We start from the raw sequence: 26,754 nt of genomic DNA, 5'->3' as shown, positions 1-26,754 counted from the left end.
CTCCGGCCCGCTCACCCACCCGGACGCGGCGGCCAACCGGCGTGGCTGCTGCCGGGGCCCGACAGCAGCCACGTCCGCGCGCCGCCGTGACGACCGGGCCCGTGCTCGTTCCCTCCCCGGCACCACCGCCCCCTGGGGAGCGGAACCAGCCGCCGCTGCTCGGGACCGTGCCCGCCGCTCCCCGGCCGTCCCGCCGGATCCCGCCGCACCGGCACCGCCGGAGGACGGCCGTACCCGGCTCCCGGCCGCGTCCGGCACCGGGCCTCCCGCCCGGCCCCGGCCCGCTCGCCCACCCGGAGGCGGCGGCCGACCGGCAGGGCGGGACATCCCGGTGACGGTCCGCCTCTTCCGGCCGTGCCCGGCGGGGGCCGGGCGCGGGAACCCTAGAGCGTGGCCAGGCGTTCCACCAGGAGGAACGCTCCGATGCCGAGCATCGCCGCGCCCGAGGTGCGGGTCACCGCGCGGGCCGCCGCCGGGCGGGCCGCGAGCAGGGCGCGGGCGAGGACGCCGACGGTGAGGTAGACGGCCGCGCAGCACGCCATGTGGAGGAGGCCGAGGACCGCCGTCTGCGCGGGCACGGGGAGGTGCGCGCCGCGCAGGGTGAGGAACTGCGGGAGCACGGAGAGGTAGAGGAGCAGTCCCTTGGGGTTCAGGCCGCTGATCGTCGCCCCGCGGAGGAAGGGCCGGCCGCCGTCCGCCGGCACGGCATCCGCCCGCGAAGCCACCGGGCCCGCGGCCCCCGGCACCGCCGTGCCCGTCGTCCCCGGCACCGCCGGCCGGCGCAGCACCCCCCAGCCCAGCCACAGCAGGTACCCCGCGCCCGCCACCGTCACGGCCGTCAGCAGGCCGGGGGAGCCCGCCACCAGGACCGCCAGGCCCGCCGTCGCCAGGGCGGTGTGGAGGGCGTAGCCGCAGACCAGGCCCGCCACCGCGCGTGGTACCCGGCCGCCGCGCAGGGCGGTCGTGACGACGTACGCCCAGTCGGCGCCCGGTACGCACACCAGCAGCAGGTCCACGGCGAGGAAGGAGAAGAGGAGTCCCGAGTCCATGCGGGGCACATTAGGCGCGAATTACCCGAAAGTGTTTCCGAAGTTTGCTCATGATCGCGACTTCTGCGCAAATATCTTCTTCATGGACGACGTGGACCGGAAAATCCTTGCCGAGCTCCAGCAGGACGGGCGGCTGACCGTGACCGAGCTGGCCGCCCGGGTGCGGCTCAGCGTCTCCCCCTGCCACCGGCGGCTGCGCGAGCTGGAGCGGGCCGGTGCCATCCGGGGCTACCGCGCGGTGGTGGACCCGGGCTCGCTCGGGCTGAACTTCGAGGCGCTGGTCTTCGTGTCCATGCGCCAGGAGGACCGGGAGACGGTCGCCGAGTTCGAGCGGGCGGTCGGCGAACTGGACCATGTGCTGGACGCCCAGCGGCTGTTCGGGGAGCCGGACTACCTGCTCCGGGTGGCCACCGCCGACCTGGCCGCCTTCCAGCGGCTGTACGACGAGCGGCTGGCGACCCTGCCGGGGGTGCAGCGCCTGACGTCGACGCTGGTGATGAAGCACGTGGTGCGGGACCGGCCGCTGCCCGCATAGGCGAACGGGCGGTGGTTCAGTAGCTGAACCACCGCCCGCGAGACAGGACTTGGATCTTGGTAAAAGACGCGGCGCCTACCTGGACGGCTTCTTGCCGGTCACGCCCAGGTGCACCAACAGCGCCAGGTTCGGCTTCAGTTCGGCCTGCTTCACTCCCCAGGAGGTGAAGCCCTTCTGGTGGGCGGCCACCGCCGCGAGCATCGCGACCAGCGAACCGGCCACCGCCGCCGGGTTCACGTCCTTGTCCACCCGGCCCTTCGACTGGAGCTCCGCGATGGAGTCCGCCAGGGAGTTGTTGACCGAGTTCAGGATCTTCATGCGGATCTTGTAGAACCGTTTGTCCCCCTCGGCCGCGCCGAGGTCCACCACCCGCAGGATCGCGTCGTTGCGGCGCCAGAAGTCCAGGAACCCGTCCACGAGTTCCTGTGCGGTCTGCCAGCCCGACTTGCCGGTCCAGGTGCGCCCTTCGAGCAGTTCGGTCAGCCCGGCCCCCTCGGCCGCCATCCGCTCGGCGATCTCCAGGACGGCGCCTTCGACATCGGGGAAGTACTGGTAGAAGGTCGCGGGCGACGTTCCCGCCTTCCGCGCGACATCGATGACCTTGACGTCCCGGTAGGGGGAGGAGCTGAGCATCTCGCTGAGGCAGTCGAGCAGCTTCTGCCGGGTCGCCTGCCCACGCCGGCCGGCCACGCGGCCGTCGACGGTACGCACTTGTCCTGTCATGTCGTCAGCTTACCGAGGGGTGATGGGAGCGCGATTCGGCCGACTGCAAATGGGGTGCGCGGGGGGATCGGGGAAGGTGTGCCTGGTCTGCGGGGTGCGCGCCGCCCGGTTACTTTTGCGGCATGGCCGAAAACAGGGCATCCGCGAACGAAGAGACATACGGGGAGGGCGTCCCCTGCTGGGTCGACGCGCAGCTCCCCGACGTCGAGGCGGGAAAGCGGTTCTACGGTGAGCTTTTCGGATGGACCTTCCAGGAGGCGTACGGCTCCTCGGTGTGGGCCCTGCTGGGCGAGGACCGGGTCGCGGCGCTGGCCCCCAAGACGGACGGCCGTATGCCCACCGTCTGGACGGTCTCCTTCGCCACCCCGGACGCCGGCGCCCTCGCCCGGCGGATCACGGCGGCCGGCGGACGGATGATCACCGATCCGTACCCGGCCGACGGCCTCGGCACCGCCGCCCTGGCCACCGACCCCGAGGGGGCCGTGTTCGGCCTCTGGCAGCCGGGCACCCACCGCGGCTTCGGGCGGCGGCGCGCGCCGGGCACCTTCGTCTGGGCGGAGCTGTACACCCGGGACACGGCCGCCGCCAACGCCTTCTACGGCGACCTCTTCCACGACGCCCTGTTCGGCTCCGGCGCCGAGCCCGACTTCGGCCGCGCCGAGGTGACCGAGGTGTTCCCGGCCGAGATGCCCCCGCACTTCGTCGCCCACTTCCGGGTCACCGCCCTGGACGACGCCCTCGAAACGGTCCGGCGGCTCGGCGGCCGGGTGCAGGCGCCGCCCTTCGGGACGTCCTACGGCCGGGTGGCCGTCGTCACCGACAATCAGGGGGCGTCCTTCGCGCTGCTCCAGCGGTGATCCATCCGTTTTTGGGATGAATTGATGTGAGACACCCCGACTGTCACCGGGTTCGCAACCAGCCGCCCGGCCAGGAAGAATCGGGGTGCGTGCCGCCATGGCGGTGCGGTGGTGAGACGCTGCACTTCGGTCGCGTACATATGGGGTGGCGCGGCTCGTACGGGGAGGTGGCAGGCAAGTGGTGGATCAGCTGACGCAGCACGATCCGCGGCGGATCGGGCCGTTCGAGGTGCTGGGCCGGCTGGGGGCCGGCGGCATGGGGCTGGTCTATCTCGCGCGCTCGGCGTCCGGCCGGCGCGTGGCGATCAAGACGGTGCGCACCGAACTGGCCGAGGACCAGCTCTTCCGGGTCCGCTTCACCCGTGAGGTGGAGGCGGCCCGCGCGGTCTCCGGTTTCTACACCGCGGCCGTGGTCGACGCCGATCCGCGCGCCGCCGTGCCCTGGCTGGCCACCGCCTACGTCCCCGCGCCCTCGCTGGAAGAGATAGTGAACGAGTGCGGGCCGCTGCCGGCGCAGGCCGTGCGCTGGCTCGCGGCGGGGGTGGCCGAGGCACTCCAGTCCATCCACGGCGCCGGGCTGGTCCACCGGGACCTGAAGCCCTCCAACGTGCTCGTGGTCGAGGACGGCCCCCGGGTGATCGACTTCGGCATCGCCTCCGGGGTCTCCAACACCCGGCTGACCATGACGAACGTCGCCGTCGGCACCCCCGCCTACATGTCCCCGGAGCAGGCCAAGGACTCCCGCAGCGTCACCGGCGCCAGCGATGTCTTCTCCCTCGGCTCCACCCTCGTCTTCGCGGCCACCGGCCATCCGCCCTTCCACGGCGCCAACCCGGTCGAGACCGTCTTCATGCTGCTGCGCGAGGGCCCGGACCTCACCGGCCTGCCGGACGAACTGCGCCCGCTGATCGAGGCGTGCATGCAGATGGAGGCCACCGCCCGGCCCACCCCCGCCGACCTCCAGGCCCAGCTCGCCCCGCACCTGTTCGGCTCCGGCTCCGACGACAGCGGCACCGCCTCCGCCTGGCTGCCGGAGAAGGCCGTCGCCCTGATCGAGACCCGCCGCGGCGGGCGCCTCGCCGCCCAGCCCGCCGCGGCCCCGACCGGTGGCCCGCGCGGCGCCGTCCGGCAGACGGTGCCCCCGCCCCCGCCGTACGACCCGCCGGTGCCCGTACCGCCCTCGGCGCCCCTGTCCCTGCCGGGCCCCGCGCCCCTGCCGGTGACGCCCCCGCCTGCCGGGCCGGTCCCGGCCGGTGCCCCGGACACCGGTCCGGTCCGGCTGGCCGGCGCCCCGGTGCCCATCGGTCCCGGCCCCCGGGTCGCCGACGCCCGCGCCGCCGCCGTCAAGGCGCCGCCGCCCGAGGCCGGCCTGGTGGCCAGCTGGTCCCGGCCCCGCCCCGGCGTGGCCGTCGCCGACCCGGCCGTACCGCCCGTCCCGCCGGTGCCCCCGGAGCCGGCGAGCGGCTGGCGGCCCTGGCGGTTCCGCATGTCGAACGACGTGTGGGGCACCCCGGCCGTGGCCGGCGACCTGGTCTACGTCACCTCCTTCGAGGTGCACGCGCTGGACGTGGCCACCGGCCGCCGCCGCTTCAAGACGCGCGACGTCGCCTGGTCCATGGCGGTGGCGGACGGCCGCATCCACGCCTCCGACGGCCCCACCCTGTACGCGCTGGACGCCCGCGAGGGCACCGACCTGTGGCGGCTGTCCACGGACGCCTGGGTGTACTGCCTCAAGGCCGACCGGGGCACGGTCGTCACCGGCACCCGCGGCGGCGGCGTCCAGGCGTGGGAGGCGTCGAGCGGGCAGAAGCTGTGGGAGATCACCGGCTGCCAGACCGACTTCGAGTCCCCCGAGGCGGGCCCGGTCGTGCACGACGGCACCGTCTACGTCTGGCAGGACGCCCGGCTGCGCGCGCTGCACGCCCGTACCGGCGAGGAGCGCTGGTCGTACCCCATCGGCGACGCGGCCTCCTGCGGCGGGGTCCCGGTGCGCCTGACCCCGGCGCCCGACGGGTACGTCTACATTTCGGCCGGCACCCGCGTCCTCGCCGTCGAGGCGGTGAGCGGCCGGGTCCGCTGGCACTTCGAGGCCCCGGCGGTCTTCCTGTGCCCGCCGGCCTTCGCCCCCGGTCCGGCCGTCACCGGCGGCGGGGTCTACCTCGCCGACTACCTCGGCACGGTCTACGCCCTCGACGCCACCGACGGCCGCGACCGCTGGCGCATCGCCACCGAGGCCCGCTCCTCCGTCGAACCGGTGCTGGTGGCCGCCGGGCACGTGCACGTCGGCAGCGGCAAGGGGCTGTACACCCTGGACGCGGTCACCGGCACCCCCAAGTGGCGCTTCCAGGCGGGCGGCGACGTGGTGGGCGCGCCCGCCGTGGCCGAGGGCCGCATCCACTTCGGCTCCACCGACCACCTCCTGTACACCCTGAAGGCCGACGACGGCCGGCTGCGCTGGAAGCTCGCGACCGGCGGCGAGATCACCGGCTCCCCGGTGGTCAAGGACGGTGTGGTGTACGCGTGCAGCAAGGACCGGTGCGTGTACGCGCTGGACGCGGAGAAGGGCACGGGCACGGCACGGACCGCGTGACGCCCCCGGGCGCCCGCCGGCGCGCCCGGAACCCCCGCCGCCTCCCGGCCGGCGGACCCCGGACACGGCGCGGCGGCGGGTCCGGGAGCGGGGCTTCCCCTGACCCGCTCCCGGACACGCCTCGGCCGCGGCGGCTCCCCCTCCGCGCCGCCGCGGCCGATCCCCGTCGGAATGAAAGTGCTGGGGCCCTACTTGCGGTTCAGGTCCAGGGCGGGCGGCGGTGACGGCATGGCGTTGTTGAAGGTCGTGATCGTCTCTTCGCCGACCGGCTCGCCGGGCATGGCGTTGTTGAGTGTGGTGATCGACTCGTCCGTGGCAGGCGGCGCGGGCATCGCGTTGTTCTGCGCAGTGACGGTCGCGTCCTTCTTCTGCTCGCTCATGGGACTGAGTTCCTCTGCTTGGTGACGAGTGGGGAACACCCGTCCGGTAGCTCCCCCGTTTGCCGCCGGACGGGTGTCCGGAGCCGCACACTAGCTGGCCGGCTCCCGGCCAAACCGTCTGCCCCCCGACGCGACGGTCTGCCCACTAAGACCATGCCGGGTAGCGATAAACAAACGCTGAACGCGCACGGGCCCCGGGACGGGAGCCGATCACCTCTCGGACGCCGCCGTGACGAGCGCGCGTACGTCGTCGGCCTCGGGGGCGCCGCTTTGTTCGTAGAGGTTCAGGGCCTCGTGCCAGCATGCCTGGGCCCGGTCCACCTGCCCGAGCCGGCCCAGCGCCCGGCCCAGGAGGGTCAGGACGTTCCCGCGCATCCGGTCACCGCCGATGCACCCGAGGTTGAGTGCCTGTTCCGCGTGTTGCGCGGCCTGTGTCGGGTGGTGCGTGGCGAGGTGCACCTGGGCGATCCGGAAGTTGGTCACTCCCTCCCACAGCCGTTGCCGGTGGTCGTGGAAGATGCCCATGGCGTGGGAGAACTCGTCGAGCGCCTCGGAGTGGCGGCCTGCCTGGGTCAGGGCGACGCCCAGCGCGAAATGGCTGTTGGCCAGGCGTACCGACCGGCCGATCTCGCTGTGCGTGGCGAGGCCGTGCCGTGCGATCTCGACGGCCTTCCGCGTCTCGCCCATGCCCAGGTAGGCCCGTGACAGGTTGCCGAGAACGGTGGCTTCGAACGGCCGGTTCCCCGCGGCCCGCAGGCCCTCCAGCGCTTGGTCGAAGAAGGCCTTGCCGTCGGCGGAGCGGCCCTCGTGCAGGCAGATGAGTCCCCGGTTGTTGGCCACCCAGCTGACGGTGGTGGCGTCCCGCACGCTCTCGGCCAGCTCCATGGCGACACGGGCCTCCTCCTCCGACTGCCGGATGCGGCCGGAGACCAGGAGGACGTCGCTGAGCACCGTGCGCGCCCTGCCCTCGGCCCACGCGTCGCCCATGGCGTGGGTGGCCGCGCAGGCGGCCCTCGCCGTCATCTCGTACTGGTAGGAACTGGCACCCGACTCCGTCAGGTCCTTGGCCACCCACAGCAGATCGACGGCCCGCCGCAGCCTCGGTGTCCCCGCCGCCTGCCGCACGCAGGCCAGCAGCGATGCCGCCTCCGTGTACAGCCAGTCGAGGGCCGCCGGGCCCTCGCTGAACCGCAGCCCCGGATACCGCGTGGTCTCCAGGTTGTCGATGAGCCGGTCCCCGGGCTGCTCGATCGCGTAGACCCCCGCCGTCGTCGCCAGATAGAAGTCCAGCAGCCGCGACATCGCCGCCTCCCGTTCGCTCGGGGAGTCCTCGTCGCGTTCGGCGCAGGCGCGGGCGTAGAGCCGGACCAGGTCGTGGAAGCGGTAGCGGTTGGGGGCCGCGGATTCGAGGAGGGAGGTGTCGACCAGGGACTCCAGGAGTTCCTCGGTGTCCTCCGGGGGCAGGTCGAGGACCGCCGACGCCGCGGCCAGGGAGATGTCGGGGCCGTCGGCCAGGCCGAGGAGGCGGAAGGCGCGGGCCTGGGCCGGCTCCAGCTGGCCGTAGCCGAGTTCGAAGGTGGCCTTGACCGCGAGGTCGCCCGCCTGGAGTTCGTCCAGGCGGCGCCGTTCGTCGGCGAGCTTGGCCGCCAGCACCGACACCGTCCACGTGCGGCGGGCCGCCAGACGGGACGCGGCGATGCGGATCGCCAGGGGGAGGAAGCCGCAGGCCGCCACGACGTCGAGCGCGGCCTCCCGCTCCGCCGCCACCCGCTCCTCGCCCACGATCTTGGTGAAGAGGCACAGGGCCTCGTCGGGTGACATCACGTCGAGGTCGACCAGATGGGCGCCCGCGAGGTCCAGCATGCGGACCCGGGAGGTCACCAGGGCCGCGCAGCCCTCGGTGCCGGGCAGCAGCGGCCGTACCTGCGCCGCGTCCTTGGCGTTGTCCAGCAGGACGAGGACCCGGCGGCCGTCCAGGACGGAGCGGTAGAGGGCCGAGCGCTCCTCCAGGGAGTCCGGGATCGCCGTGTCCGCCGTGCCCAGGGCCCGCAGGAAGGAGCCGAGCACCGTCTCCGGCTCCGCCGGGCGCGGCCCGCGCCCTGGAGGTCGACGTACAGCTGCCCGTCGGGGAAGGCGGCCCGCGCGCTGTGGGCCACGTGCACCGCCAGCGTGGTCTTGCCGACCCCGCCGATGCCGGCCAGCGCGGACACCGCCATCACCCGGCCCTCGGTCTCCGACGCGGAGGAGAGCACGGAGCCGAGTTCGTCCACGAAGGACGCCCGGCCCGTGAAGTCGGGGACCGTCGCGGGCAGCTGGGCCGGGCGGACGGGCGTCGCCGCCGGTTCGGACGCCGGTGCCGAGGGCTCGGCCAGCGCCGGGTCGGCGCGCAGGATGCGCTGCTGGAGGTCGCTGAGCCCGGGGCGCGGGTCGACGCCGAGTTCCTCGGCGAGCAGGCGGCGCGTGTCCGCGTAGACCGCCAGCGCCTCCGCCTGCCGCCCGCTGCGGTACAGCGCGAGCATGAGGAGTTCGCGCAGGCGCTCGCGCAGGGGGTGCGCCGCCGTCAGGGCGGTCAGTTCCGAGACCGCCTCGGCGTGGCAGCCCTGCTCCAGGTCCAGGTCCAGCCGGGCCTCCAGCAGGCCGAGCCGCCATTCCTCCAGGCGGGCCCGCTGCGCCTCGGCGTACGGCCCGGGCACCCCGGCCAGCGGCTCGCCGTCCCACAGCGCCAGCACCCGGTTCAGCAGCCCGCGGGCCCGGCCCAGATCACCGGCGCCCCGCGCCTTCTCCGCCTCCGCCGCCAGGTCCTGCGCCACCGACACGTCCAGCGCGCCCTCGCGCAGCCCGCGCACGGCGTACCCGCCGGACTCGCTGACCAGGACCCCGGGGTCCAGGATCTTGCGCAGCCGGGACGCGTAGGTGCGCACCGCCGCCAGCGCCTGGGGCGGCGGCTCGGACCCCCACAGCGCGTCGATCAGCTCGGCCGCCGTGGCCGTGCGGCCCTCCCGCAGCAGCAGTGCGGCCAGCAGGGCGCGCTGCTGCGGGGAGCCCGTGCCGAGCGCCTCCTCGCCGCGCCAGGCCCGCACCGGACCGAGCACGCCGAAGCGCAGCGTGCCGGTCTCCGCGGTGGCCGCGGAGCCGGCGCGCCGCTGCTCGGGTACTCGCGGCCCACCGTCCATGCGTTCGTCCCCCTCGGCGTCACGAACAACCCCGTCAGTTTGCCTTGTTCGGGGCGGTTGCGTCAGCCGTGCGAGACGCCGATCACAAGGCGGCGCCCCCGGGACACAAGGCCCTCACGCGTTCCACAGGGTCCTCACACCCCCTTCGCGCGCTCCCGGGAGGGCGCCGGCCGAGGCGGTCGCCGCGATCACCGCGCCCCGCCGGGCGGCCCGCCGCCGGCCGGCCCGAGGAAGACCGGGTTGGTCAGCGCGGCCATCGCGCCCGGCACCGGTCCCAGTGCCGTCTCGTGCCGCACCTCGGCCCGGACGTAGGCCGCGCGGGCGGGGGAGGTGTGCCACTCCACGGCACCCGTGCCGGACACCGGCAGCGGCTCGCCCGTGAACACCAGGCCCTGGTCGGTGAGGAGCCGCACCGCGCAGCGCGGCGCGCCGGACACCTCCAGCCGCACGGTCACCGGGGTGTCCGCGGCCACCGCCAGCCGTTCCCCGATCCCGGCCCGCCGGCCGTCCCCGGCCGTGACGGAGAAGGCCAGCGAGACCTGGCTCGACTCGGCCACGTAGGAGCGTCCGGTCCGCAGCCCCTCCTGGACGGCCTCCCGGGTCAGGTCGTCGGCGAGGACGACCGTCTGGGGATGGCCGACCACGTCCGGATCGCGGTGGGCGTCGCTGTTGCCCATGGCGGGCAGCCACGCCCGCTCGCCCCGCGCCGCCGCCACCAGCCGCGCGTCCCAGCCCGCCAGCGCCGTCTCGTCGTCGGGCGTCCACACCCCGTTCCACACCTCCACGGCGTCCGCCTCCGCGAACCCGAACCGCCAGGAGCAGCCCACGCAGTCGCCGTGCGGATGGGCCGGCACGACGAGGCCGCCGCGGCGCCGGATCGCCCGCGCGAAGTGCGCCCAGCGGCCGTCGCGGGCCCGGTAGCGCCAGTCCACGAAGGTGCCCGGGTCGGTGCCGAGCGCGAGTACGTGCCCGTTGCGGGTGGTGACCTCCTCGCCGAGCAGCACCAGCAGGTCGTCGCCGGCCGCGTCGGCCCAGTGCGGGTGCGAGGCGTTGGTGTTGTGGTCGGAGCTGTTGAGGAAGTCCAGCCCGGCGGCGCGGGCCAGCGCCGCGATCTCGGCGGGGGTGCGGCGGCCGTCGGAGTGCCAGGAGTGCAGGTGGCAGTCGCCCCGGTACCAGTCCCGGCCCCGCCCCCGGGCCCGGCCGGGCGGGTACACCGGCTCCGGGGTGACGCCGGCCGCGCCCGCAACCGCCGTGACGGTCACCTCGTAGGCCAGCCCCCGCGGGGCCACGGTGTAGGGGCCGAGGGCGATGTGCCAGGTGCCGGGGGTGAGCGGCCCCGGGAGGTAGCCGGGGGTCGCCGCGTCGGCCCGCACGAAGAACTCGCTGCGCGCCCCGCCCGACCAGCCCCTGAAGCCCCGCCCGCCCACCTCGGTCCCGCGCGGGTCGAACAGGCCGATGTCGAGGGCGTTGCCGGGGGTGCCGGGCGGCACGGCGGGCTTGTCGTAGGTGTAGGAGACTCTCAACTCGCCGGTTCCGGGCGGGACCTCGAAGGGCAGGTACGCGAAGTCGGGGGAGCCGGGTGCGAAGGTGCCGCGCAACGTCGTCACACCGTCAACGTAAGCCGGTCCGGGGGGCGCGGGGAACGGCGTGACAAGCCACGCACGAGCCCGCGCGTGGCCGCGACGGGCGCCCCTCCCCGTGAGCGCCGGTGTTGATCACCGCGACCGTATGCTCGAAGAATGACGACTTCCGCGACCTCCGGAACCGGCCCCACCGAGAACTCCCTGCGTCGCGCCCTCAAACGTGCCCGGGACGGCGTCGCCCTCGACGTCGCCGAGGCGGCGGTCCTCCTCCAGGCGCGGGGTGCGGACCTGACGGACCTCGCCGCCTGTGCCGCGCGGGTGCGGGACGCGGGCCTGGAGGCGGCGGGCCGGCCCGGCGTCATCACGTACTCCAAGAGCGTCTTCATCCCCCTGACCCGGCTGTGCCGGGACAAGTGCCACTACTGCACCTTCGCCACCGTCCCCGGCAGGCTCCGCCGCGCCGGTCACGGCATGTTCATGTCTCCCGACGAGGTGCTGGACGTCGCCCGCAAGGGTGCCGCCCTCGGCTGCAAGGAAGCCCTGATCACCCTCGGCGACAAGCCGGAGGACCGCTGGCCCGAGGCGCGCGAGTGGCTCGACGCGCACGGCTACGACGACACCATCGCCTACGTCCGCGCCGTCTCCGTCCGCATCCTGGAGGAGACCGGCCTGCTGCCCCACCTCAACCCGGGCGTCATGACGTGGACGGACTTCCAGCGGCTGAAGCCGGTCGCGCCGAGCATGGGCATGATGCTGGAGACGACCGCCACCCGGCTGTGGTCCGAGCCCGGCGGCCCGCACCACGGCTCCCCGGACAAGGAGCCGGCCGTGCGGCTGCGGGTCCTGGAGGACGCCGGCCGCTCCTCCGTGCCGTTCACCTCCGGCCTGCTGATCGGCATCGGCGAGACGTACGAGGAGCGGGCGCAGTCGCTGTTCGCGCTGCGCAAGGTCGCCCGCGCCTACCACGGCATCCAGGAACTGATCATCCAGAACTTCCGCGCCAAGCCGGACACGGCGATGCGCGGCATGCCGGACGCCGAACTGGACGACCTGGTCGCCACGGTGGCCGTCGCCCGGCTCATCATGGGTCCGAGCGCCTGCCTCCAGGCCCCGCCGAACCTGGTCGACGCCGAGTACGAGCGGCTGATCGGCGCCGGCATCGACGACTGGGGCGGCGTCTCCCCGCTGACCATCGACCACGTCAACCCCGAGCGCCCCTGGCCGCAGATCGAGGAGCTGGCCGAGCGGTCCCGGGCGGCCGGCTTCGAGCTGCGCGAGCGCCTGTGCGTCTACCCGGAGTTCGTCCGCCGGGGCGAGCCCTGGCTGGACCCGCGGCTGCGCCCGCACGTCTTCGCCCTCGCCGACCCGGAGACCGGCCTCGCCCTGCCGGACGCGGTCGTCGAGGGGCGGCCCTGGCAGGAGCCGGAGGAGGTGTTCACCGCCACCGGCCGCACCGACCTGCACACGGCCGTCGACACCGAGGGCCGCACCGGCGACCGGCGCGCCGACTTCGACGAGGTCTACGGCGACTGGGAGGCGCTGCGCGAGGCGGCGGCCCCCGGGATGGTCCCGGAGCGCATCGACGCCGACGTGCGCGAGGCGCTGCGCACGGCCGCCGACGACCCGACCCGGCTCAGCGACGCCGAGGCCCTGGCCCTGCTGCACGCGGACGGCCCGGCGCTGGACGCGCTGTGCCGGGTGGCCGACGACGTGCGCAGGTCGGCGGTCGGCGACGACGTCACCTACATCGTCACCCGCAACATCAACTTCACCAACGTCTGCTACACGGGCTGCCGGTTCTGCGCCTTCGCCCAGCGCCGCACCGACGCCGACGCGTACACGCTGTCGCTGGGGCAGGTGGCGGACCGCGCCCAGCAGGCGTGGGAGGTCGGCGCGGTCGAGGTGTGCATGCAGGGCGGCATCCACCCGGACCTGCCCGGGACGGCGTACTTCGACATCGCCCGCGCGGTGAAGGAGCGCGTGCCGGGGATGCACGTGCACGCCTTCTCCCCGATGGAGGTGGTGAACGGCGCGACCCGCACCGGGATGTCGATCCGGGAGTGGCTGACCGCCGCGAAGGAGGCCGGCCTGGACTCCGTCCCCGGCACGGCGGCGGAGATCCTGGACGACGAGGTCCGCTGGGTGCTCACCAAGGGCAAGCTGCCGGCGGCCACCTGGATCGAGGTGATCCGGACCGCGCACGAGCTGGGCATCCGCTCCTCGTCCACGATGATGTACGGCCACGTGGACCAGCCCCGGCACTGGCTCGGCCACCTGCGCACGCTGGCCGGCATCCAGCGGGAGACGGGCGGCTTCACCGAGTTCGTGACCCTGCCGTTCATCCACACCAACGCGCCGGTGTACCTGGCGGGGATCGCCCGCCCGGGCCCGACCCTGCGGGACAACCGCGCGGTGACGGCGATGGCCCGGCTGCTGCTCCACCCCTGGATCCCCAACATCCAGACGAGCTGGGTCAAACTGGGCACGGAGGGGGCGGCGGAGATGCTCCGCTCCGGGGCGAACGACCTCGGCGGCACCCTGATGGAGGAGACGATCTCCCGCATGGCGGGCTCCTCCTACGGCTCGTACAAGTCGATCCGCGACCTGGTCGCGGTGGCCGAGGCGGCAGGCCGCCCGGCCCGGCCGCGCACCACCCTCTACGGCGAGGTCCCCGAGGAGCGGCGGCGGGTCGCCGAGGCGTCGGACGGGCACCTGCCGGACCTGCTGCCGGTCCTGGACTGAGTACGATGATCCGACCCCCGATGCTGGACGGGGACCCGTAGCGGAGGAGATGCGTGCCGTGGCTGCCCGACTGCCCTCGTGGGCCTGGGTCACCGGTCTGACGGCGGGGGCGACCGCGGTCGTCGTCGCCCTCGCCGTGCAGGCGGACGCCGGGCCGCATCCCAGGGCCGCCGCGGCCCGGCCCGGCCCGTCGGCGTCCGCGAGCGCGCACGCGTCCGCGCCGGCGCCCGCCCCGCGGGATCCGGCGCTGCCGGAGGACTCCGGCGACGGCCGCCGGATCGTCTACTCGCTGGGCGCGAAGCGGGTGTGGCTGGTCGACGCGACGGGCAAGCCGATCCACACGTTCCCGGTGTGGCCGGGCACGGTCGACCCGCGGCCCGGCCGCTACTCGATCACCCTGCGCACCCAGTCCCTCAAGGGCTCGGACGGCGTGGAGATCGAGCACGTCATGTACTTCACCAAGGCGGACGGCGTGAACGTCGCCTTCTCCAACGCGCTGGACGGCTCCTCCCCGCCCCCCGCGAACGGCCAGAAGCTGGGCGGCATCCGCCTGCACAAGGAGGACGGGGCCGCGCTGTGGTCCTTCGGCGACCAGGGCACCCGGGTGGCGGTCGTCAACTAGCGTCCGTCCCCGTCCGCGGCTGCCGGGCGGGAAGCTGGTTGACGATCAGCGCGACCCCGCTGACGAGGAAGATCCGGGTCGCCGCGTCCAGTCCGTTCCACGACTTCGACTGCCACATGGCGAACCACTCGCCGCCGATGGCGATGAACCCGCCGCCGAACAGCAGCATCAGCATCAGCAGCCCGTAGGTGGACCAGCGCCGCGCGGCCTCGTCCCGGCCGCGTGCCCACAGCCACGTCCCCCGCACGAGCAGCACGGCGGCCACGCTCTCCCACGCGATGATCAGCACGTAGGCGGTGTCCTCCAGGGCCGTGCTCGTCACCGCCCGCCACATCAGTTCGTCGTCCTTGAACGTCGTGTCCATCGACAGCACGTGCCGGACGTAACTCTGGTTGGTCCCGAAGTCGGTGATGTTCCCGAGCGCGACCAGGGCGATGTACAGGGCGAGTATGCCGGTGAGCACCCCGGCGGCGAGCCGGAGGCTGTTGGGGCGGGTGGGAGTGGTGGTCATGGCTGGATTCTCTCGCGGCCAACACCGGCCCGGCCCGGGGGTATTGAGCCAGAGGCCCGGTGAACCCGGGGGTTCGCCGGGGGGAACGGGGCCGGTCGGCCGGACAACGACCCGTGAGGGCGGTTTTGTCCCACTGAACGCGCCGTTCCCGGTCGATTACAGTGCTGCGCGTCGTACAGGCGGGCGGTGCCAGGGGAGGTCTGGTGGGGGTGACGACCGGTGCCGTCTGGGGCCGTGCCGAACAGCAGGACTACCGCAGCAGGGTGCGCGGCACGCTGCTCGGGGTCGCGGTGGGCGACGCGCTCGGCGCGCCCGCCGACCCGCTGTCCCTGGAGGAGATCCGGGCCGCGTACGGCGGCGAGGGGCTGGTCGACCTGGCCGTCGGGCACGGCCGGCGCGGCAGCGTCACCCACCACACCCAGCTGACCCTGTTCACCGTCGACGGGCTGATACGCGCCCAGGTGCGGCGGGACACCGGGGTCTGGCACCCGCCGACCGACCTGCACCGGGCCTATCTGCGCTGGGCGGCGACCCAGCGCGACTGGGGCCCCGACGAACGCCGCGCGGAGGACGGCTGGCTGGCCCGCGAGGAGTGGCTCTACGCCCGCCGCGACCCCACCCGCGCGCTGCTCATCGGGTTCGGCGACCGGACCATGGGCACGCTGGAGTCCCCCAAGAACCCCGACGAGCCGGGCCCCGAGGCGGTCGCCCGCTCGGCACCCTTCGGGCTGCTCGTCGGCTGGGAGCCGCAGCTCGTCGTGCAACTGGCCGTCGAATGCGCCGCCCAGTCCCACGGCCATCCCGTCGCCTGCCTCTCGGCGGGCGCGTACGCCGTGATCGTGCACGCCGTGGCCCGGGGCGACAGCCTCGACGGCGCCGTGCGGCGGGCGCTCGCCCTGCTCGCCGCCCGCCCCGGCCACCAGCCGGTCTCGGACGCCCTGCGGCACGCGCTCGACGCGGTGCGCCGGGGGATACCGGCCCCGGCCCGGGTGGAGGAGCTGGCCGGCGACGGCACGGCGGACGGGCTGCTGGCCGCGTCCGTGTACTGCGCGCTGGTGGGGGAGGACGTACGGCACGGGCTGTGCCTCGCGGTCAACCAGGGCGGCCCGTCGGCGGCGGCCGGCGCCCTCACCGGCGGCCTCCTCGGCGCCCTGCACGGCGAGACGGCCCTGCCCCCGGCCTGGCTGGCCGAGCTGGAGGGCCGTCCGACGCTCCTCGAACTCGCCGACGACTTCGCGATGGAGATGACCCAGGGCCCCGCCCTGCACGGCCCCGCCGGCGCGTCACCGGGGTGGCTGGCGCGGTACCCGAGGGCATGAGGCCCGCTACGGCGCCCCCACCACGTCGTCGCCCGCCCTGGCCGGCGCGGGAACCGCCGCCGCCCCGTCGCCGTCGGTGTTGACCTTCTCGATGACGGCCAGCCGCTCCGGGGTGTCCTCCGGCTTCAGGTAGCCGATCAGGACGTACAGGACCAGCGACACCGCGAGCGGCACCGAGACCTGGTACTGGAGCGGTACACCGCCGTCCACGTTCCAGTTGACGGGGTAGTTGACCAGCCAGAAGGCCAGCAGCCCGGCCGCCCAGCTGGTGAGCGCGGCCGTCGGGCCGGAGCGGCGGAAGGACCGCAGCAGGCCGAGCATCATCGGGATCGCGATCGGCCCCATCAGACCGGCCACCCACTTGATGACGACCGTGATGATGTCCTTGAACGCGGGGGAGTTGACCTGGGTGGCGACCGCCATGGACAGGCCGAGGAAGACCACCGTGGTGACCCGGGCCGCGATCAGCCCCGAACGCTCGCCCCAGCCCCGCGCCCGGGCCGACAGCACCGGCGCGAGGTCCCGGGTGAAGACCGCCGCGATCGCGTTCGCGTCGGAGGAGCACATCGCCATGGTGTGGGAGAAGAACCCGACGATGACCAGGCCCAGCAGCCCGTGCGGCAGCAGCTGCTCGGTCATCAGCGCGTAGGAGTCGGAGCCGTCCGGCTTCTGCGCGTGCACCAGCAGCGGGGACATCCACATCGGGAAGAACAGGACGACCGGCCACAGGAGCCACAGGATCGCCGACAGGCGGGCCGACCGCTCGGCCTGGTGGGCGCTGCCGGTGGCCATGTAGCGCTGGGCCTGGTTCAGCATGCCGCCGTTGTACTCGAAGAGCTTGATGAACAGGAACGCCAGCAGGAACACCGTGCTGTACGGGCCGACCAGCGGCTTGCCGTGGCCGTGCAGCGCGGGCTCGTCCCAGGCCCCGAGGAAGCCGATGCCCTTGTCGTTCAGCTTCATGACGACCGCGACGAACATGGACAGCCCGGCCAGCAGCTGGATGACGAACTGGCCGAGTTCGGTCAGCGCGTCCGCCCACAGGCCGCCGATCGTGCAGTAGACGGCGGTGATCGCTCCGGTGATGAGGATGCCCTGGTTCAGCGAGACGCCGGTGAACACCGACAGCAGCGTGGCGATCGCGGCCCACTTGGCGCCGACGTCCACGATCTTCAGCAGCATGCCGGACCAGGCCAGCGCCTGCTGGGTCGGCAGGTTGTAGCGGTTCTTCAGGTACTCCAGCGGGGAGGCCACGTTGAGCCGTGAGCGCAGCCGGTTGATGCGCGGCGCGAACAGCTTCGACCCGATGGCTATGCCGAGCGCGATGGGGAAGGACCAGGTGATGAAGGAGGTGACGCCGTAGGTGTAGGCGATGCCCGCGTACCCGGTGAACATCACGGCGCTGTAGCCCGACATGTGGTGCGAGATGCCGGAGAGCCACCAGGGCATCTTGCCGCCGGCCGTGAAGAAGTCGGAGACGTTGTCCACGCGCTTGTGCGACCAGACGCCGATCGCGACCATCACACCGAAGTAGCCGATGAGCACGGCCCAGTCGAGAGCGTTCATGGGCCCGATCGTGGGTCCGTCTACATGAACGCGACAAGCAACGGGAAAGTCAAGTCGCGGCAAAATCGTTCGTTGTGATGACCTTGGTTCACACTCTTGAATACGCGAACGTGTCAGGCGCCCGTGCCCGGTGATCCCGGGCACGGGCGCCTGCGTCATCGAGCGGCGCGGCGGACCGCCGCCGCCGTCACTTTGGCCCGGTCACTTCAGCTCGTCGGGGCACGGCGTGCCGCGCGGCAGCTGGTACGGCGCGGCCAGCCGGTACGTCCCGGGCCTCGGCGCCACCAGCACCGTCCACCGGTCCCCGTTCGCGTCCTCCGGCGTCTGCGTGAGGCATCCGTTGACGTTCCGGTAGGTCTTCGGCGTACCGGAGGTCTCCTGCGGCGGCTTCAGGCTCTTGCCGTGCTCGTCGACCACGCTCAGCCACGGCGAGTACGGGATCCGCACCAGGACCCGGCCGGACTTGCGCACCCGCAGGGTCATCTCGACCTGGTCGGCGCGGTCCACCACCGCGTTCGGCTCGGCGAGCGGCGCCGGGTCCGTCACCTTGAACAGCTGCCAGTTCGCGTCGCCCCACACCTGCTTCAGGTACGGCATCCCGCGCCGCAGCAGCTCCCGCTCGCGCTGGCCGCCGGACCCGTCCAGGTCGTCCTTGGGCAGCACCACGTAGTGCACGGCCCAGCGCTTCAGCCACTCGTGGTAGTTCGCCGAGTTCAGCGTGTCGTCGTAGAAGAGCGGGTTGCGCTCCATGTCGGCCTGCCGGTTCCAGCCGCGGGCCAGGTTGACGTACGGCGCGAGCGCGGAGGCCTCGCGGTGCGAGCGGGCCGGGACCACCTCGACGCGGCCCTTCTCGGCGCCGCCCTTCTGCAACTCGTTCACCAGCGGGGCCAGCTCCCGCGCCCAGGAGGCGGCCGGGGTGGTGTGGATGATGTCGTCCACCGACTTGTAGCCGAGCCAGCCGACGAAGCCGAGGAAGGCCAGCACCGTCAGGTACCACTTGCGGGACTTCGGCACCGTGTACGGCAGCGCCGCGATCAGGGCCGCGCCCGCGAACATCATGGGCAGCCGCGAGATGTTCGACCCGATCTGCGAGCTGATCAGCCACACCAGCACCACGGCGACGCTGTAGACGGCCGCCGTCAGCCGGACGGTCACCCACCGCCTGGGCACCAGGAACAGGCACAGCAGGCCGTACAGCAGCGGCATGACCACCGAGCCGAACCCCATCGGCTGGGTGCCGGAGAACGGGAACAGCCAGGCCGACACCGCGACCACCGCCGACGGCGCGAGCCCCAGCGCCCAGGCGCCGGGCCGCCGCTTCTGGAGGAACAGGGCGACCGCGACCAGGCCCACGAACAGCCCCGCGACCGGCGAGGCCATCGTGGCGAGCGCCGCCAGCGGGGCGGTGACCAGGGCCTTCGCCCAGCGCTTGGTCCGCCAGCGGTGCGGCCAGCAGAACACCGCCGCGACCGCGCCGAGCGCGAACATGGTGCCGAGCCCGAAGGTCACCCGCCCGGAGATCGCGTTGCACAGGAGCGCGAAGACGCCGGCGAGCGAGGCCCACAGCGGGTTCCGCACCACCCGGCTGCGGATCAGCACCAGGGTCAGCAGGCCCGCCGACGCCGTGCCGGCGACCATCATCGTCGTGCGGACGCCGAGCACCGACATCAGATACGGCGACACCACGCTGTACGACACCGGGTGCATGCCCCCGTACCAGGCGAGGTTGTACGCCGAGTCCGGGTGCCGGCCGACGAACTCCGCCCACGCGTCCTGCGCGGCGAGATCGCCACCGCTGTTCGCGAAGGTGAAGAACCAGACGATGTGCAGCACGCCCGCGAGGGCCGTGACCGACAGCACGGGGTGCCGCAGCAGCCGTCTCCGGAGCCTTCCGGGCACGGTGAGCGGCTCCGCGGGCCCGGCGGAGGGCGTCTCGCGGGCGCGGCCGTCCGCGCCGGTCGTGGTCGGACGTATTCGCGCACCGGCTCCCGGGTCCGGTGCGGCGTCGTCGGCGTGTGTCGGCTCCGCTGTGGCCACTGAAGGCACTCCCCGTGTCCCGTCTTCTGTTCTCGGCCGCTTCCACGGTGTACCCGGCCGCTTTCCGTTTTCTTCCAGTTCGCGGTCCTGTCTCGCGCGACCGGCGACCTGCCCCGATTCGTGACGCTAGCACGCACCCCGCCGCCGGGGCTCCGGGGCGGGGCCCCGGCGACGGGGTGCGGGTGCGGGCCGGGGTGGCCGGTGATCAGCCCAGACGGGTCAGCTTGGCGCCGAATCCGGGTTCGGCCAGATCCTTCTGGAGGGCGACCGGAACCTTGACCGCGGCGGCCGAACCGTCGCCCACGGTGAGCGTGCCGACCCGGGTGCCGGCCTTCGCGGTGTGCGGGACCGTCCCCGAGGCGAAGGTCAGTTTCACCTTCAGGCCGGCCCAGCCGACCGCCGTGACGTCCTGCGTGACCACGACCGGGGTGTGACCGCCGAGCCGGTCGTCCACATATCCGACCACGTCACCCTTCTTCAGGACCTTCGACGAGGTCAGCGCGTCCTCGGCGGCGAGCAGCGCGGTCTTGCTGACCTTGTTGGCGGTGTCCAGGATGTCCGGCTTGTGCTGGCCGAGGATCGCGCCGACGACCGTCACCGTCTGCCCGCCCACCTTCTTGCGGGAGGCGAAGAGCAGATTGCCGCCGGCCGCGGTGGTGCTGCCGGTCTTGATGCCGATCGCGCCGATGCGGTACGGCAGCTCGTTCGTGTTCGGCCAGAAGTGACCGGAGGGGTCCGTCCAGCTGGCGACGCTGGTGATGGCGACCAGCGCCGGGACCTTCACGACCGCCCGGCCGAGCTTCACCTGGTCCTCGGCCGTGGAGACGGTGGTCTCCTTCAGGCCCGAGGGGTCGGTGTACGTCGTGCCGGACATCCCCAGCTCCTTGGCGGTGGCGTTCATCTTCTTGACGAACGCCGCCTCCGAGCCCGCGTCCCAGCGCGCGAGCAGCCGCGCGATGTTGTTGGCCGAGGGGATCATGACGGCGGACAGGGCCTGCTTCTCGGTGAGGTACTGGCCGGCCTTGACGGTGGTGAGCGTGGACTCGCCGGCGGTGTTGTAGCCGGCCTCCTTCTCCGCCTTCTCGTCGATCTTGATCTTCGGGCCCTCCTGGCCCGGCTTCAGCGGGTGGTCGCGCAGGATGACGTACGCGGTCATGGTCTTGGCGACCGAGCCGATGGCCGCGGGCTTCTGCTTCCCGAAGTCGCCCATCGTGCCGATGCCGTCCACGTCCACCCAGCCCTGGCCCTCGCCGGGCCACGGCAGCCGGGTCGTGCCGCCGTCGAAGGTGTGGGTGTCCTCCGTGGTGAGCGCGAGGGTGGGCGTCGGCAGCGGACGGAACGTCTGCACGACCGCGAAGACGATCGCCAGCAGCAGGACCAGCGGCGTCCAGATCTTGACCCGGCGCACGAGGGTGCGGACCGGGGTCTCCGGGGGCGGCGGCGTGTTCGTCAGCTCCGCCAGCAGGTCCAGCGGCGGCTTGGGCGGCAGCGGCTGCTGGGTGGTGCGCTCGGGGCCGATCTGGGGGACGGGGGCGGTGGCGTCCGCCACGGCGGCCCTGCCGGCCGGGCGCGCGTCGTCCTTCGGCGCGGTGGCCTTGCCGGCCGCGCGCATGTCGTCCTTCAGCGCGACGAACTTGCTCGTGCGCTCGGCGTCGGACTCGACGGGCCCGGGCTTGGGCTTGCCGGTGTCGCCGACCTTGAGCATGGTCGTGGGCTGGTCGACGGCGGGCTTCCCGGGCTGGACGGCCTTGAAGACGGTGGTCGGCTGATCGACACCCGCGGCGGGGGCGCCGGGCTTGCGGTCGGTGCCGGGCTCGGGGGTGGCGTCGGGCTCGGGGTCGGCGTCGGCGTCCGCGTCTTTCTTCGCGTTCGCGTCGGGCTCGGCGTCGGGCTCGGCGTCGGTGTCGGCGTCGGTGTCGGCGTCGGACTTTGCGTCCGCGTCCGTGCCGGCGTCTATGCCGGCCTTGGCGGCCGTCCCGGACTCCGCGCCGGCCCCGTCCGTCGCGGACCCGGCCTCGGGCTCGTCCTCGGGCTCGTCCTCGGCGTCGGCATCGGTGCCCGACTTCCCGTCGGCGTCGGTGTCGACGTCGGCCCGGGCGCCGGCATCGGTGCCCGACTTCCCGTCGGCGTCGGTCTTGGCGGTGGCCTCGCCCTTCGCGGTGTTGCCGGCCTCCGGCCGGTCCTCGGCGTCGGCGCCCGCGCCGGACTCGCCCCCGGGTCCGTCCTCGGCGCCGCCGGCGGCCCGGGCGCCGGTGTCGGAGTCCTCGCCGGTCCGGGCGCCGACGCGGTCCTCGGCCCCGGCCTCCGCCTCTTCCTTCTCCCCGGTTCCCGCCGCCTCCGCCGAAGCCTCCTGCGGGGCCTCCCCGGCGCTGTCCGCGCCGGTGTCCGACGCACCCTCAGACGCCTTCTCCGCGCCGGAGTCGGACGCCGCTCCGTCCTTCGGCTTCCCGTCGGACGGGCCCTCGGCACCGGCACCGGCCGCCGCGCCGGAGGAACTCCCGGCCCGTGCCCCGGACTTCCCGTCGGCCGGACCCTCGCCCTGCCCGTCGGACGACTTCCCGGCAGTCTTCCCCGCCGCACCGGCCCGCTTTGCAGTCGCGTCGGTTCCCGGCTCGCGGATCCACGCCGAGACGGCGGCGCGCAGGGCCGTCTCCCCGTCGCCCGGCCCGGAGTCCTCCGCGTCCGACGGCCCGGACCCGGCCGGGGTTTCGGACCGTACCGTCAGGACCCGGGTCGCCATGTCCCCACCGCCGGCCGGGGAATCCTTCCCGCGGGCCGCCGTCAGCCGCGGATCGGCCTCGGGAACCGGATCCGCGCTCCGCGGCGTCGGTTCCGCCGACGACTCGCGCTGCTTCGACCTGTCGGGGGACTCGCCCGCCACCGATGCCTCCTCCATGCGCCGCACGCCTACGCGCGCGCCCTGTCCGAACCATGTACCAGTGTCCTGTGTGAGGGCTTGGCCCCTGCGGTAGACGAGAACGACATACCTACCGGTTCCCTTACGAACCGGTCACGCGCTCTCGACAGACCAATGTGAGAGGGGTCACCCTGTCATTCATCCACGCGGGGAGGCATGGATGGGCAGGAGCCGCAGAACACTTCCGGAGGAGCTTCTGCTGCTGGCACTGGACCCGGCCACGGGTACCACTGCGCAGCCGCAGTCGCTCGACCTCGGTCTGGCCGGTGCACAGCTAGTGGAGCTGGCGCTGGCCGGACGGATAGCCCCAGACGGGGATCGTATCGCCGTGGTGGTGCCACGGCCGACAGGAGATCCGACTCTGGACTGCGCGTTGGAGTTGCTGCGAAGGCGTGGCGCTCCGGTGCGTGCCGTCCATTGGATCGGCGGGCCCCGGCTGGGGCTCAGGCAGACCTACCTCTCGCATCTGGAGCGGTGCGGCATGGTCGCCGCCGTAGCCGGCCAGATGTGCGGGGTGCTGCCGACGACGCGTTACCAGGCGACCGACACCGCCATCAGCCGGGAGATCCGTTCCCGGCTGGACTCCGCGATCCGCACCGGCGTACCACCGGACCCGCGGACCGCGGCGCTCGCCGCCCTGGCGCACGCCGTCGGGCTCGGCAAGCACCTGTATCCGGGGAACGAGGGACGCTCGTCCCGCTCCCGGCTGCGGGACCTGATCCGGCACGACCCCATGGGCGGGCTCGTCGCGCACGCCGTCATGGACGTGCAGAACGGCGCGGCCGCCCAGCCGCGCCGTGGTTCGGCACCCGCGGGCCGGCAGGCCGCGCCCGGTGCCAGGGTCGCGGCGGAACCCGCACGCGGGGTTCCGATGCAGCCGCACCGCGGGTCCATGGCCCGTGCCGTGGCCCACTGAGCCGTACACCCGGGCCGGGGGCGCCGCCGTGCACACGGCCGCGCGCCCCGGCCCGCACGGACCCGGTTCGGGAGCCGCTGGTCGCAGCGGGGCGGTGGGACCACAGCCGTGGTCCCGCCGTCCCGCTCGACTGCGTCCACCCGAGGGCGTCGCGTATCCCCCGTTTCCCAGCGGCGGCGAGCACCTTGGTGGCAGTCTGCTCAACAGCAGATACGGAAAGTGCCGAGTCACAGGCAGGCAGCCGGAGGTGCACGTCCCGTGGCGTCCAATGTCAATCCCACCGTCAGGCGGCGCCGGCTGGGCCAGGAGCTGCGCAGACTTCGCGAGCTCAAGGGCATGACGGCCGAAGAGGTGGCGGAACGGCTGCTGGTGTCGCAGTCGAAGATCAGCAGGCTGGAGAACGGCCGCAGGAGCATCAGCCAGCGCGATGTGCGCGACCTGTGCGGGGTGTACGAGGTCGAGGACAAGCGGATCGTCGACTCGCTGATGGAGATGGCCCGCGACTCGCGGCAGCAGGGCTGGTGGCACACCTTCGGGGACATCCCGTACAGCGTGTACATCGGCCTGGAGACCGACGCGGAGTCGCTGCGGGTGTACGAACCCCAGATCGTCACGGGCCTGTTGCAGACCCGCCGCTACGCCGAGGCGCTGGTGCGCGGCGCGCTGCCGGAGACCTCGGCGGAGGAGATCGAGAAGCGGGTCGAGGTGCGGATCCGGCGGCAGGAGCGCATCACCACCGACCGCAACCCGCTGCGGCTGTGGGTGGTCCTGGACGAGGCCGCGCTGCACCGCGTGGTGGGCAGCAGGCTGGTGATGCGGGAGCAGCTGGAGCACCTCATCGAGCTGTCCGAGCTGCCGCACGTCACCGTGCAGGTGCTGCCGTTCGAGGTGGGCGCGCACCCGGGCATCAACGGCCAGTACGCCATCCTGGAGTTCGCCGACGCGGCCGACTCCAGCGTGGTGTACCTGGAGGGCGTCACCAGCGACCTGTACCTGGAGAAGGCGCAGGACGTGCAGAAGTACGCCGTGATGTACGAGCACCTGCGGGCGCAGTCGCACAACGTGGACGTGTCCCGGCAGTTCATCGCCGAGGCGGCGAAAAGGTTCGCCGACTGAGGGGAGAGGCTCGGGGCGCGGGATCGTACACCGCCGGTCCGCTCCAGTGGAAGGCTCGCCCGGGATAAGCCATCCGGTCGAGTGAACGGGCCCTCCACCCGGCGAAGTTGCCCGCTAGCGTCGATCAAGCCGATCGGTCGACACGGTTGGCGCGAACCGGACTACCGCACAGGAGTGGACATGGCACTGATTCAGGGCGCTTCGGAAACGTGGATGAAGTCGTCGTACTCCGGGGGCAACGGCGCTTGCGTCGAGGTCAAGTCGCCGACCGGCGCCGAACTCGCCGTCCGCGACTCCAAGGACGTCGAGGGCCCGGTCCTGGCCTTCCCGGCCGACGCCTGGAACGCCTTCGTGGCCTCCGTCAAGGCGTAAGGAGTCCTTCCGGACCCCACCCGGCACGACAACCGCACCAGCACCACCGAAGAGCCCTCTCGACGAGTCGCCGTCCTTGCCGAGGGGGCTCGCCCCTTGCCCCGGCTCCGCGCACGCGGTCCGGACCGAGGGGCGAGCGCGTCGCCGTACGGGCGACCGGGCTCAGCCGAGCTGGCCCTCGATCGCGGTGACGACCTCGGACGAGTCCGGCGTGGTCTGCGGCGAGAACCGGGCGACCACGCTCCCGTCCCGGCCGACGAGGAACTTCTCGAAGTTCCAGCGGATGTCCCCGCTGTGCCCCTCGGCGTCGGCGAACCCGACGAGCCGCTCGTACAGCGGGTGCCGGTCCGGGCCGTTCACCTCCACCTTCTCGGTCAGCGGGAAGGTCACGCCGTAGGTCGCCGAGCAGAACTGCGCGATCTCCTCGGCGGACCCCGGCTCCTGCCCGAGGAACTGGTTGCAGGGCACGCCCAGCACGGTGAAGCCGCGCTCCGCGTACCGCTTCTGCAGCTCCTCCAGGCCCGCGTACTGCGGGGTCAGGCCGCACTTGGAGGCCACGTTCACGATGAGGACGGCCTTGCCCGCGAACCGCGACAGCTCCGCGGGGCCGCCCTGGAGGGCACCGATCTCGACGTCCAGCGGAGACCCGCTGTGCTCAGTAGTCGTCATGCACCGGATGCTAGCCCCCACCACAACCCCGCCCCCGCGCCACGGGCCCCGCCGCCCCACGCCCCCCTCGGCCTGCGCCCCACGTCCCACCCCCGCTCGCCTCGGCCAGGACGTCCCCGGCCGCCGTGCGCACGTACAGCACCGTTCGCCCGGCCCTGCGCCGCTCCACGAGCCCCGCCTCCCGCAGCACCTTCAGATGGCGTCCGACCGAGCCGAGGGCCTGCCCGGTCACGGCGGTCAGCTGGGTCGTGCTCAGCGGCGAGCCGAGCAGGACGAGCACCCGGGCCCGGGCCGGACCCAGCAGGGCGCCCAGCCCCGCCGGCACCGCGGGCCCGCCGTCCCCGGCCAGCGCACCGGCGCAGGGGTAGACCACGGCGTACCGCTCCTCGTCCACCCAGGACACCCAGCCCAGCCGCTGCGGGGTCACCGGCACGAAGAGCAGCTCCGCGCCGGAGATCTCGCGCGGCGGATACTCGTGCAGGTTGACCTGGAACCGGTTCTCCCCGAGCCAGCGCGTCCCGCCCGGCCGCAGCCCGTCCAGCACACCCGCCCAGCCGCCCCGGCCCGCCTGCGCGGTCCGCGCCAGCACGTCCGCCTCCAGCACCCGCCGGCGCCGCTCCCAGGAGGGCCGTACGGTCTCCTCCCACACCCACTCCAGCAGCCGGGCCGCCCGCTCGGGCAGGTCGTCCCGGTCGAGCAAGGCGGGCAGCGGACCGGCGAGCGAGCGCCGCAGATGGGCGCGGGCGGCACCGGGCCCGACCGCGCGCACGCGGCCGACCTCCGTGGCGAAGTCCTGCCCGGGGCGCGGCGTGGGCGTCAGGAAGTCGGCGATCCACTCCCGGCCCAGCCCCGCCCGCACCAGCCGCGCCGTCACGGGGTCGGCCGCGAGCCGGGCCCGGTAGGCGGGCAGGTGGGCGCCCAGCCAGGCATGCTCCCCGGGATGCGTGCCCTGCCCGGCGTGCAGCAGCTTCAGGCAGCCGAAGGTCTCGGCGAGCGGAGAGACGACGAACCGGCTCCGGGCCAACGTGTCGGCGTCGAGCTGCCACCACCCCATGTGCCGCCCCTCCCCGTAGGACT

19 protein-coding genes and 1 pseudogene are annotated in these 26,754 nt (G+C 73.5%); 9 read left to right on the top strand and 11 right to left on the bottom strand.

All coding sequences use genetic code 11. The features are described from left to right. Positions 1-383: 383 nt before the first annotated feature. A complete protein-coding gene (locus tag ACZ63H_RS09765) occupies positions 384-1,049 on the bottom strand; it encodes a LysE family translocator (RefSeq protein WP_469863282.1) in 666 nt (221 codons plus the stop codon). An 82-nt stretch (positions 1,050-1,131) separates the two neighbouring features. Between ACZ63H_RS09765 and ACZ63H_RS09760 the strand changes: the two genes are divergently transcribed. Continuing rightward, positions 1,132-1,584, top strand: a complete 453-nt coding sequence (locus ACZ63H_RS09760; protein ID WP_467934421.1) for an Lrp/AsnC family transcriptional regulator — start codon at positions 1,132-1,134, stop codon at positions 1,582-1,584. Between the two features lie 75 nt (positions 1,585-1,659). Here ACZ63H_RS09760 and ACZ63H_RS09755 read toward each other — a convergent pair whose 3' ends face one another. After that, positions 1,660-2,295: a TetR family transcriptional regulator gene (locus ACZ63H_RS09755; protein WP_469863475.1), complete on the bottom strand. Its 636-nt coding sequence runs from the start codon at positions 2,293-2,295 to the stop codon at positions 1,660-1,662. 134 nt (positions 2,296-2,429) lie between these two features. On the opposite strand from ACZ63H_RS09755, the gene kbpA reads away from it, so the two are divergent. Both kbpA and afsK read left to right on the top strand, forming a co-directional pair. After that, on the top strand, positions 2,430-3,164 hold the full coding sequence (gene kbpA, locus ACZ63H_RS09750; RefSeq protein WP_469863281.1) for an AfsK-binding protein KbpA: 735 nt from the start codon (positions 2,430-2,432) through the stop codon (positions 3,162-3,164). Positions 3,165-3,342: 178 nt separating this feature from the next. Further along, entirely contained in the window at positions 3,343-5,754 is a 2,412-nt protein-coding gene (gene afsK, locus ACZ63H_RS09745; protein ID WP_469863280.1) for a protein serine/threonine kinase AfsK, read from the top strand. Positions 5,755-5,942: 188 nt separating this feature from the next. On the opposite strand, the gene afsS is transcribed toward afsK, so the two are convergent. The 3 genes and pseudogenes from afsS to ACZ63H_RS09730 all read right to left on the bottom strand — a co-directional run bounded on the left by afsS (position 5,943) and on the right by ACZ63H_RS09730 (position 10,914). Next, the gene (gene afsS, locus ACZ63H_RS09740) at positions 5,943-6,134 is read right to left on the bottom strand and encodes a regulatory protein AfsS (RefSeq protein ID WP_469863279.1); all 192 of its coding nucleotides are present in this window, start codon (positions 6,132-6,134) and stop codon (positions 5,943-5,945) included. A gap of 210 nt (positions 6,135-6,344) precedes the next feature. Beyond that, positions 6,345-9,307 (bottom strand): annotated as a pseudogene (gene afsR, locus ACZ63H_RS09735) (SARP-family global regulator AfsR). A 188-nt stretch (positions 9,308-9,495) separates the two neighbouring features. Beyond that, positions 9,496-10,914 (bottom strand): CehA/McbA family metallohydrolase, encoded by a 1,419-nt coding sequence (locus tag ACZ63H_RS09730; protein WP_469863278.1) that lies wholly within the window; start codon positions 10,912-10,914, stop codon positions 9,496-9,498. A 132-nt stretch (positions 10,915-11,046) separates the two neighbouring features. On the opposite strand from ACZ63H_RS09730, the gene ACZ63H_RS09725 reads away from it, so the two are divergent. Both ACZ63H_RS09725 and ACZ63H_RS09720 read left to right on the top strand, forming a co-directional pair. Next, entirely contained in the window at positions 11,047-13,632 is a 2,586-nt protein-coding gene (locus ACZ63H_RS09725) for a bifunctional FO biosynthesis protein CofGH (protein ID WP_469863277.1), read from the top strand. A 58-nt stretch (positions 13,633-13,690) separates the two neighbouring features. After that, complete coding sequence (locus tag ACZ63H_RS09720) at positions 13,691-14,254, top strand: hypothetical protein (protein WP_469863276.1); 564 nt, start codon at positions 13,691-13,693, stop codon at positions 14,252-14,254. Here the strand turns inward: ACZ63H_RS09720 and ACZ63H_RS09715 are convergent. Further along, positions 14,247-14,765 carry a DUF2165 domain-containing protein gene (locus ACZ63H_RS09715; protein WP_469863275.1) on the bottom strand — a complete coding sequence of 173 codons (519 nt, stop codon included), beginning with the start codon at positions 14,763-14,765 and terminating at the stop codon, positions 14,247-14,249. The two genes, ACZ63H_RS09720 and ACZ63H_RS09715, sit on opposite strands and share 8 nt — an antisense overlap. Positions 14,766-14,968: 203 nt before the next feature. Here ACZ63H_RS09715 and ACZ63H_RS09710 point away from each other — a divergent pair, with 203 nt between their 5' ends. Further along, complete coding sequence (locus ACZ63H_RS09710) at positions 14,969-16,084, top strand: ADP-ribosylglycohydrolase family protein (protein ID WP_469863274.1); 1,116 nt, start codon at positions 14,969-14,971, stop codon at positions 16,082-16,084. Positions 16,085-16,090: 6 nt separating this feature from the next. On the opposite strand, the gene ACZ63H_RS09705 is transcribed toward ACZ63H_RS09710, so the two are convergent. From ACZ63H_RS09705 to ACZ63H_RS09695, 3 genes are all read right to left on the bottom strand, one after another. Continuing rightward, entirely contained in the window at positions 16,091-17,650 is a 1,560-nt protein-coding gene (locus tag ACZ63H_RS09705) for a sodium:solute symporter family protein (RefSeq protein ID WP_469863273.1), read from the bottom strand. Positions 17,651-17,851: 201 nt separating this feature from the next. Then, positions 17,852-19,549 carry an MFS transporter gene (locus ACZ63H_RS09700; RefSeq protein ID WP_469863272.1) on the bottom strand — a complete coding sequence of 566 codons (1,698 nt, stop codon included), beginning with the start codon at positions 19,547-19,549 and terminating at the stop codon, positions 17,852-17,854. Between the two features lie 343 nt (positions 19,550-19,892). Continuing rightward, positions 19,893-22,427, bottom strand: coding sequence for a D-alanyl-D-alanine carboxypeptidase (locus ACZ63H_RS09695; RefSeq protein ID WP_469863271.1), 2,535 nt, complete (start codon positions 22,425-22,427; stop codon positions 19,893-19,895). 337 nt (positions 22,428-22,764) lie between these two features. Between ACZ63H_RS09695 and ACZ63H_RS09690 the strand changes: the two genes are divergently transcribed. From ACZ63H_RS09690 to ACZ63H_RS09680, 3 genes are all read left to right on the top strand, one after another. Further along, on the top strand, positions 22,765-23,520 hold the full coding sequence (locus ACZ63H_RS09690; protein WP_469863270.1) for a GOLPH3/VPS74 family protein: 756 nt from the start codon (positions 22,765-22,767) through the stop codon (positions 23,518-23,520). 258 nt (positions 23,521-23,778) lie between these two features. Next, positions 23,779-24,636, top strand: a complete 858-nt coding sequence (locus ACZ63H_RS09685; protein ID WP_469863269.1) for a helix-turn-helix domain-containing protein — start codon at positions 23,779-23,781, stop codon at positions 24,634-24,636. 180 nt (positions 24,637-24,816) lie between these two features. Further along, entirely contained in the window at positions 24,817-25,008 is a 192-nt protein-coding gene (locus ACZ63H_RS09680) for a DUF397 domain-containing protein (RefSeq protein ID WP_469863268.1), read from the top strand. A 162-nt stretch (positions 25,009-25,170) separates the two neighbouring features. On the opposite strand, the gene ACZ63H_RS09675 is transcribed toward ACZ63H_RS09680, so the two are convergent. Together ACZ63H_RS09675 and ACZ63H_RS09670 are read right to left on the bottom strand one after the other, a co-directional pair. Next, positions 25,171-25,677: a glutathione peroxidase gene (locus ACZ63H_RS09675; RefSeq protein ID WP_469863267.1), complete on the bottom strand. Its 507-nt coding sequence runs from the start codon at positions 25,675-25,677 to the stop codon at positions 25,171-25,173. A 10-nt stretch (positions 25,678-25,687) separates the two neighbouring features. Continuing rightward, positions 25,688-26,731, bottom strand: a complete 1,044-nt coding sequence (locus ACZ63H_RS09670; protein WP_469863266.1) for an ArsR/SmtB family transcription factor — start codon at positions 26,729-26,731, stop codon at positions 25,688-25,690. Positions 26,732-26,754: the final 23 nt, after the last annotated feature.

Source organism: Streptomyces sp. NPDC104831 (assembly GCF_055583025.1).
Note: the sequence above shows the minus strand (reverse complement) of the source record. Positions and strands in the feature narration are given on the sequence as shown.

Bases quoted from the DNA above. Each gene is read 5' to 3' on its own strand.
- kbpA (WP_469863281.1), top strand. From the start codon at position 2,430: ATGGCCGAAAACAGGGCATCCGCGAACGAAGAGACATACGGGGAGGGC.
- ACZ63H_RS09695 (WP_469863271.1), bottom strand. From the start codon at position 22,427: ATGGCGACCCGGGTCCTGACGGTACGGTCCGAAACCCCGGCCGGGTCC.
- afsS (WP_469863279.1), bottom strand. From the start codon at position 6,134: ATGAGCGAGCAGAAGAAGGACGCGACCGTCACTGCGCAGAACAACGCG.
- ACZ63H_RS09715 (WP_469863275.1), bottom strand. From the start codon at position 14,765: ATGACCACCACTCCCACCCGCCCCAACAGCCTCCGGCTCGCCGCCGGG.
- ACZ63H_RS09690 (WP_469863270.1), top strand. From the start codon at position 22,765: ATGGGCAGGAGCCGCAGAACACTTCCGGAGGAGCTTCTGCTGCTGGCA.
- ACZ63H_RS09705 (WP_469863273.1), bottom strand. From the start codon at position 17,650: ATGAACGCTCTCGACTGGGCCGTGCTCATCGGCTACTTCGGTGTGATG.
- ACZ63H_RS09725 (WP_469863277.1), top strand. From the start codon at position 11,047: ATGACGACTTCCGCGACCTCCGGAACCGGCCCCACCGAGAACTCCCTG.
- ACZ63H_RS09670 (WP_469863266.1), bottom strand. From the start codon at position 26,731: ATGGGGTGGTGGCAGCTCGACGCCGACACGTTGGCCCGGAGCCGGTTC.
- ACZ63H_RS09675 (WP_469863267.1), bottom strand. From the start codon at position 25,677: ATGACGACTACTGAGCACAGCGGGTCTCCGCTGGACGTCGAGATCGGT.
- ACZ63H_RS09680 (WP_469863268.1), top strand. From the start codon at position 24,817: ATGGCACTGATTCAGGGCGCTTCGGAAACGTGGATGAAGTCGTCGTAC.
- ACZ63H_RS09765 (WP_469863282.1), bottom strand. From the start codon at position 1,049: ATGGACTCGGGACTCCTCTTCTCCTTCCTCGCCGTGGACCTGCTGCTG.
- ACZ63H_RS09760 (WP_467934421.1), top strand. From the start codon at position 1,132: ATGGACGACGTGGACCGGAAAATCCTTGCCGAGCTCCAGCAGGACGGG.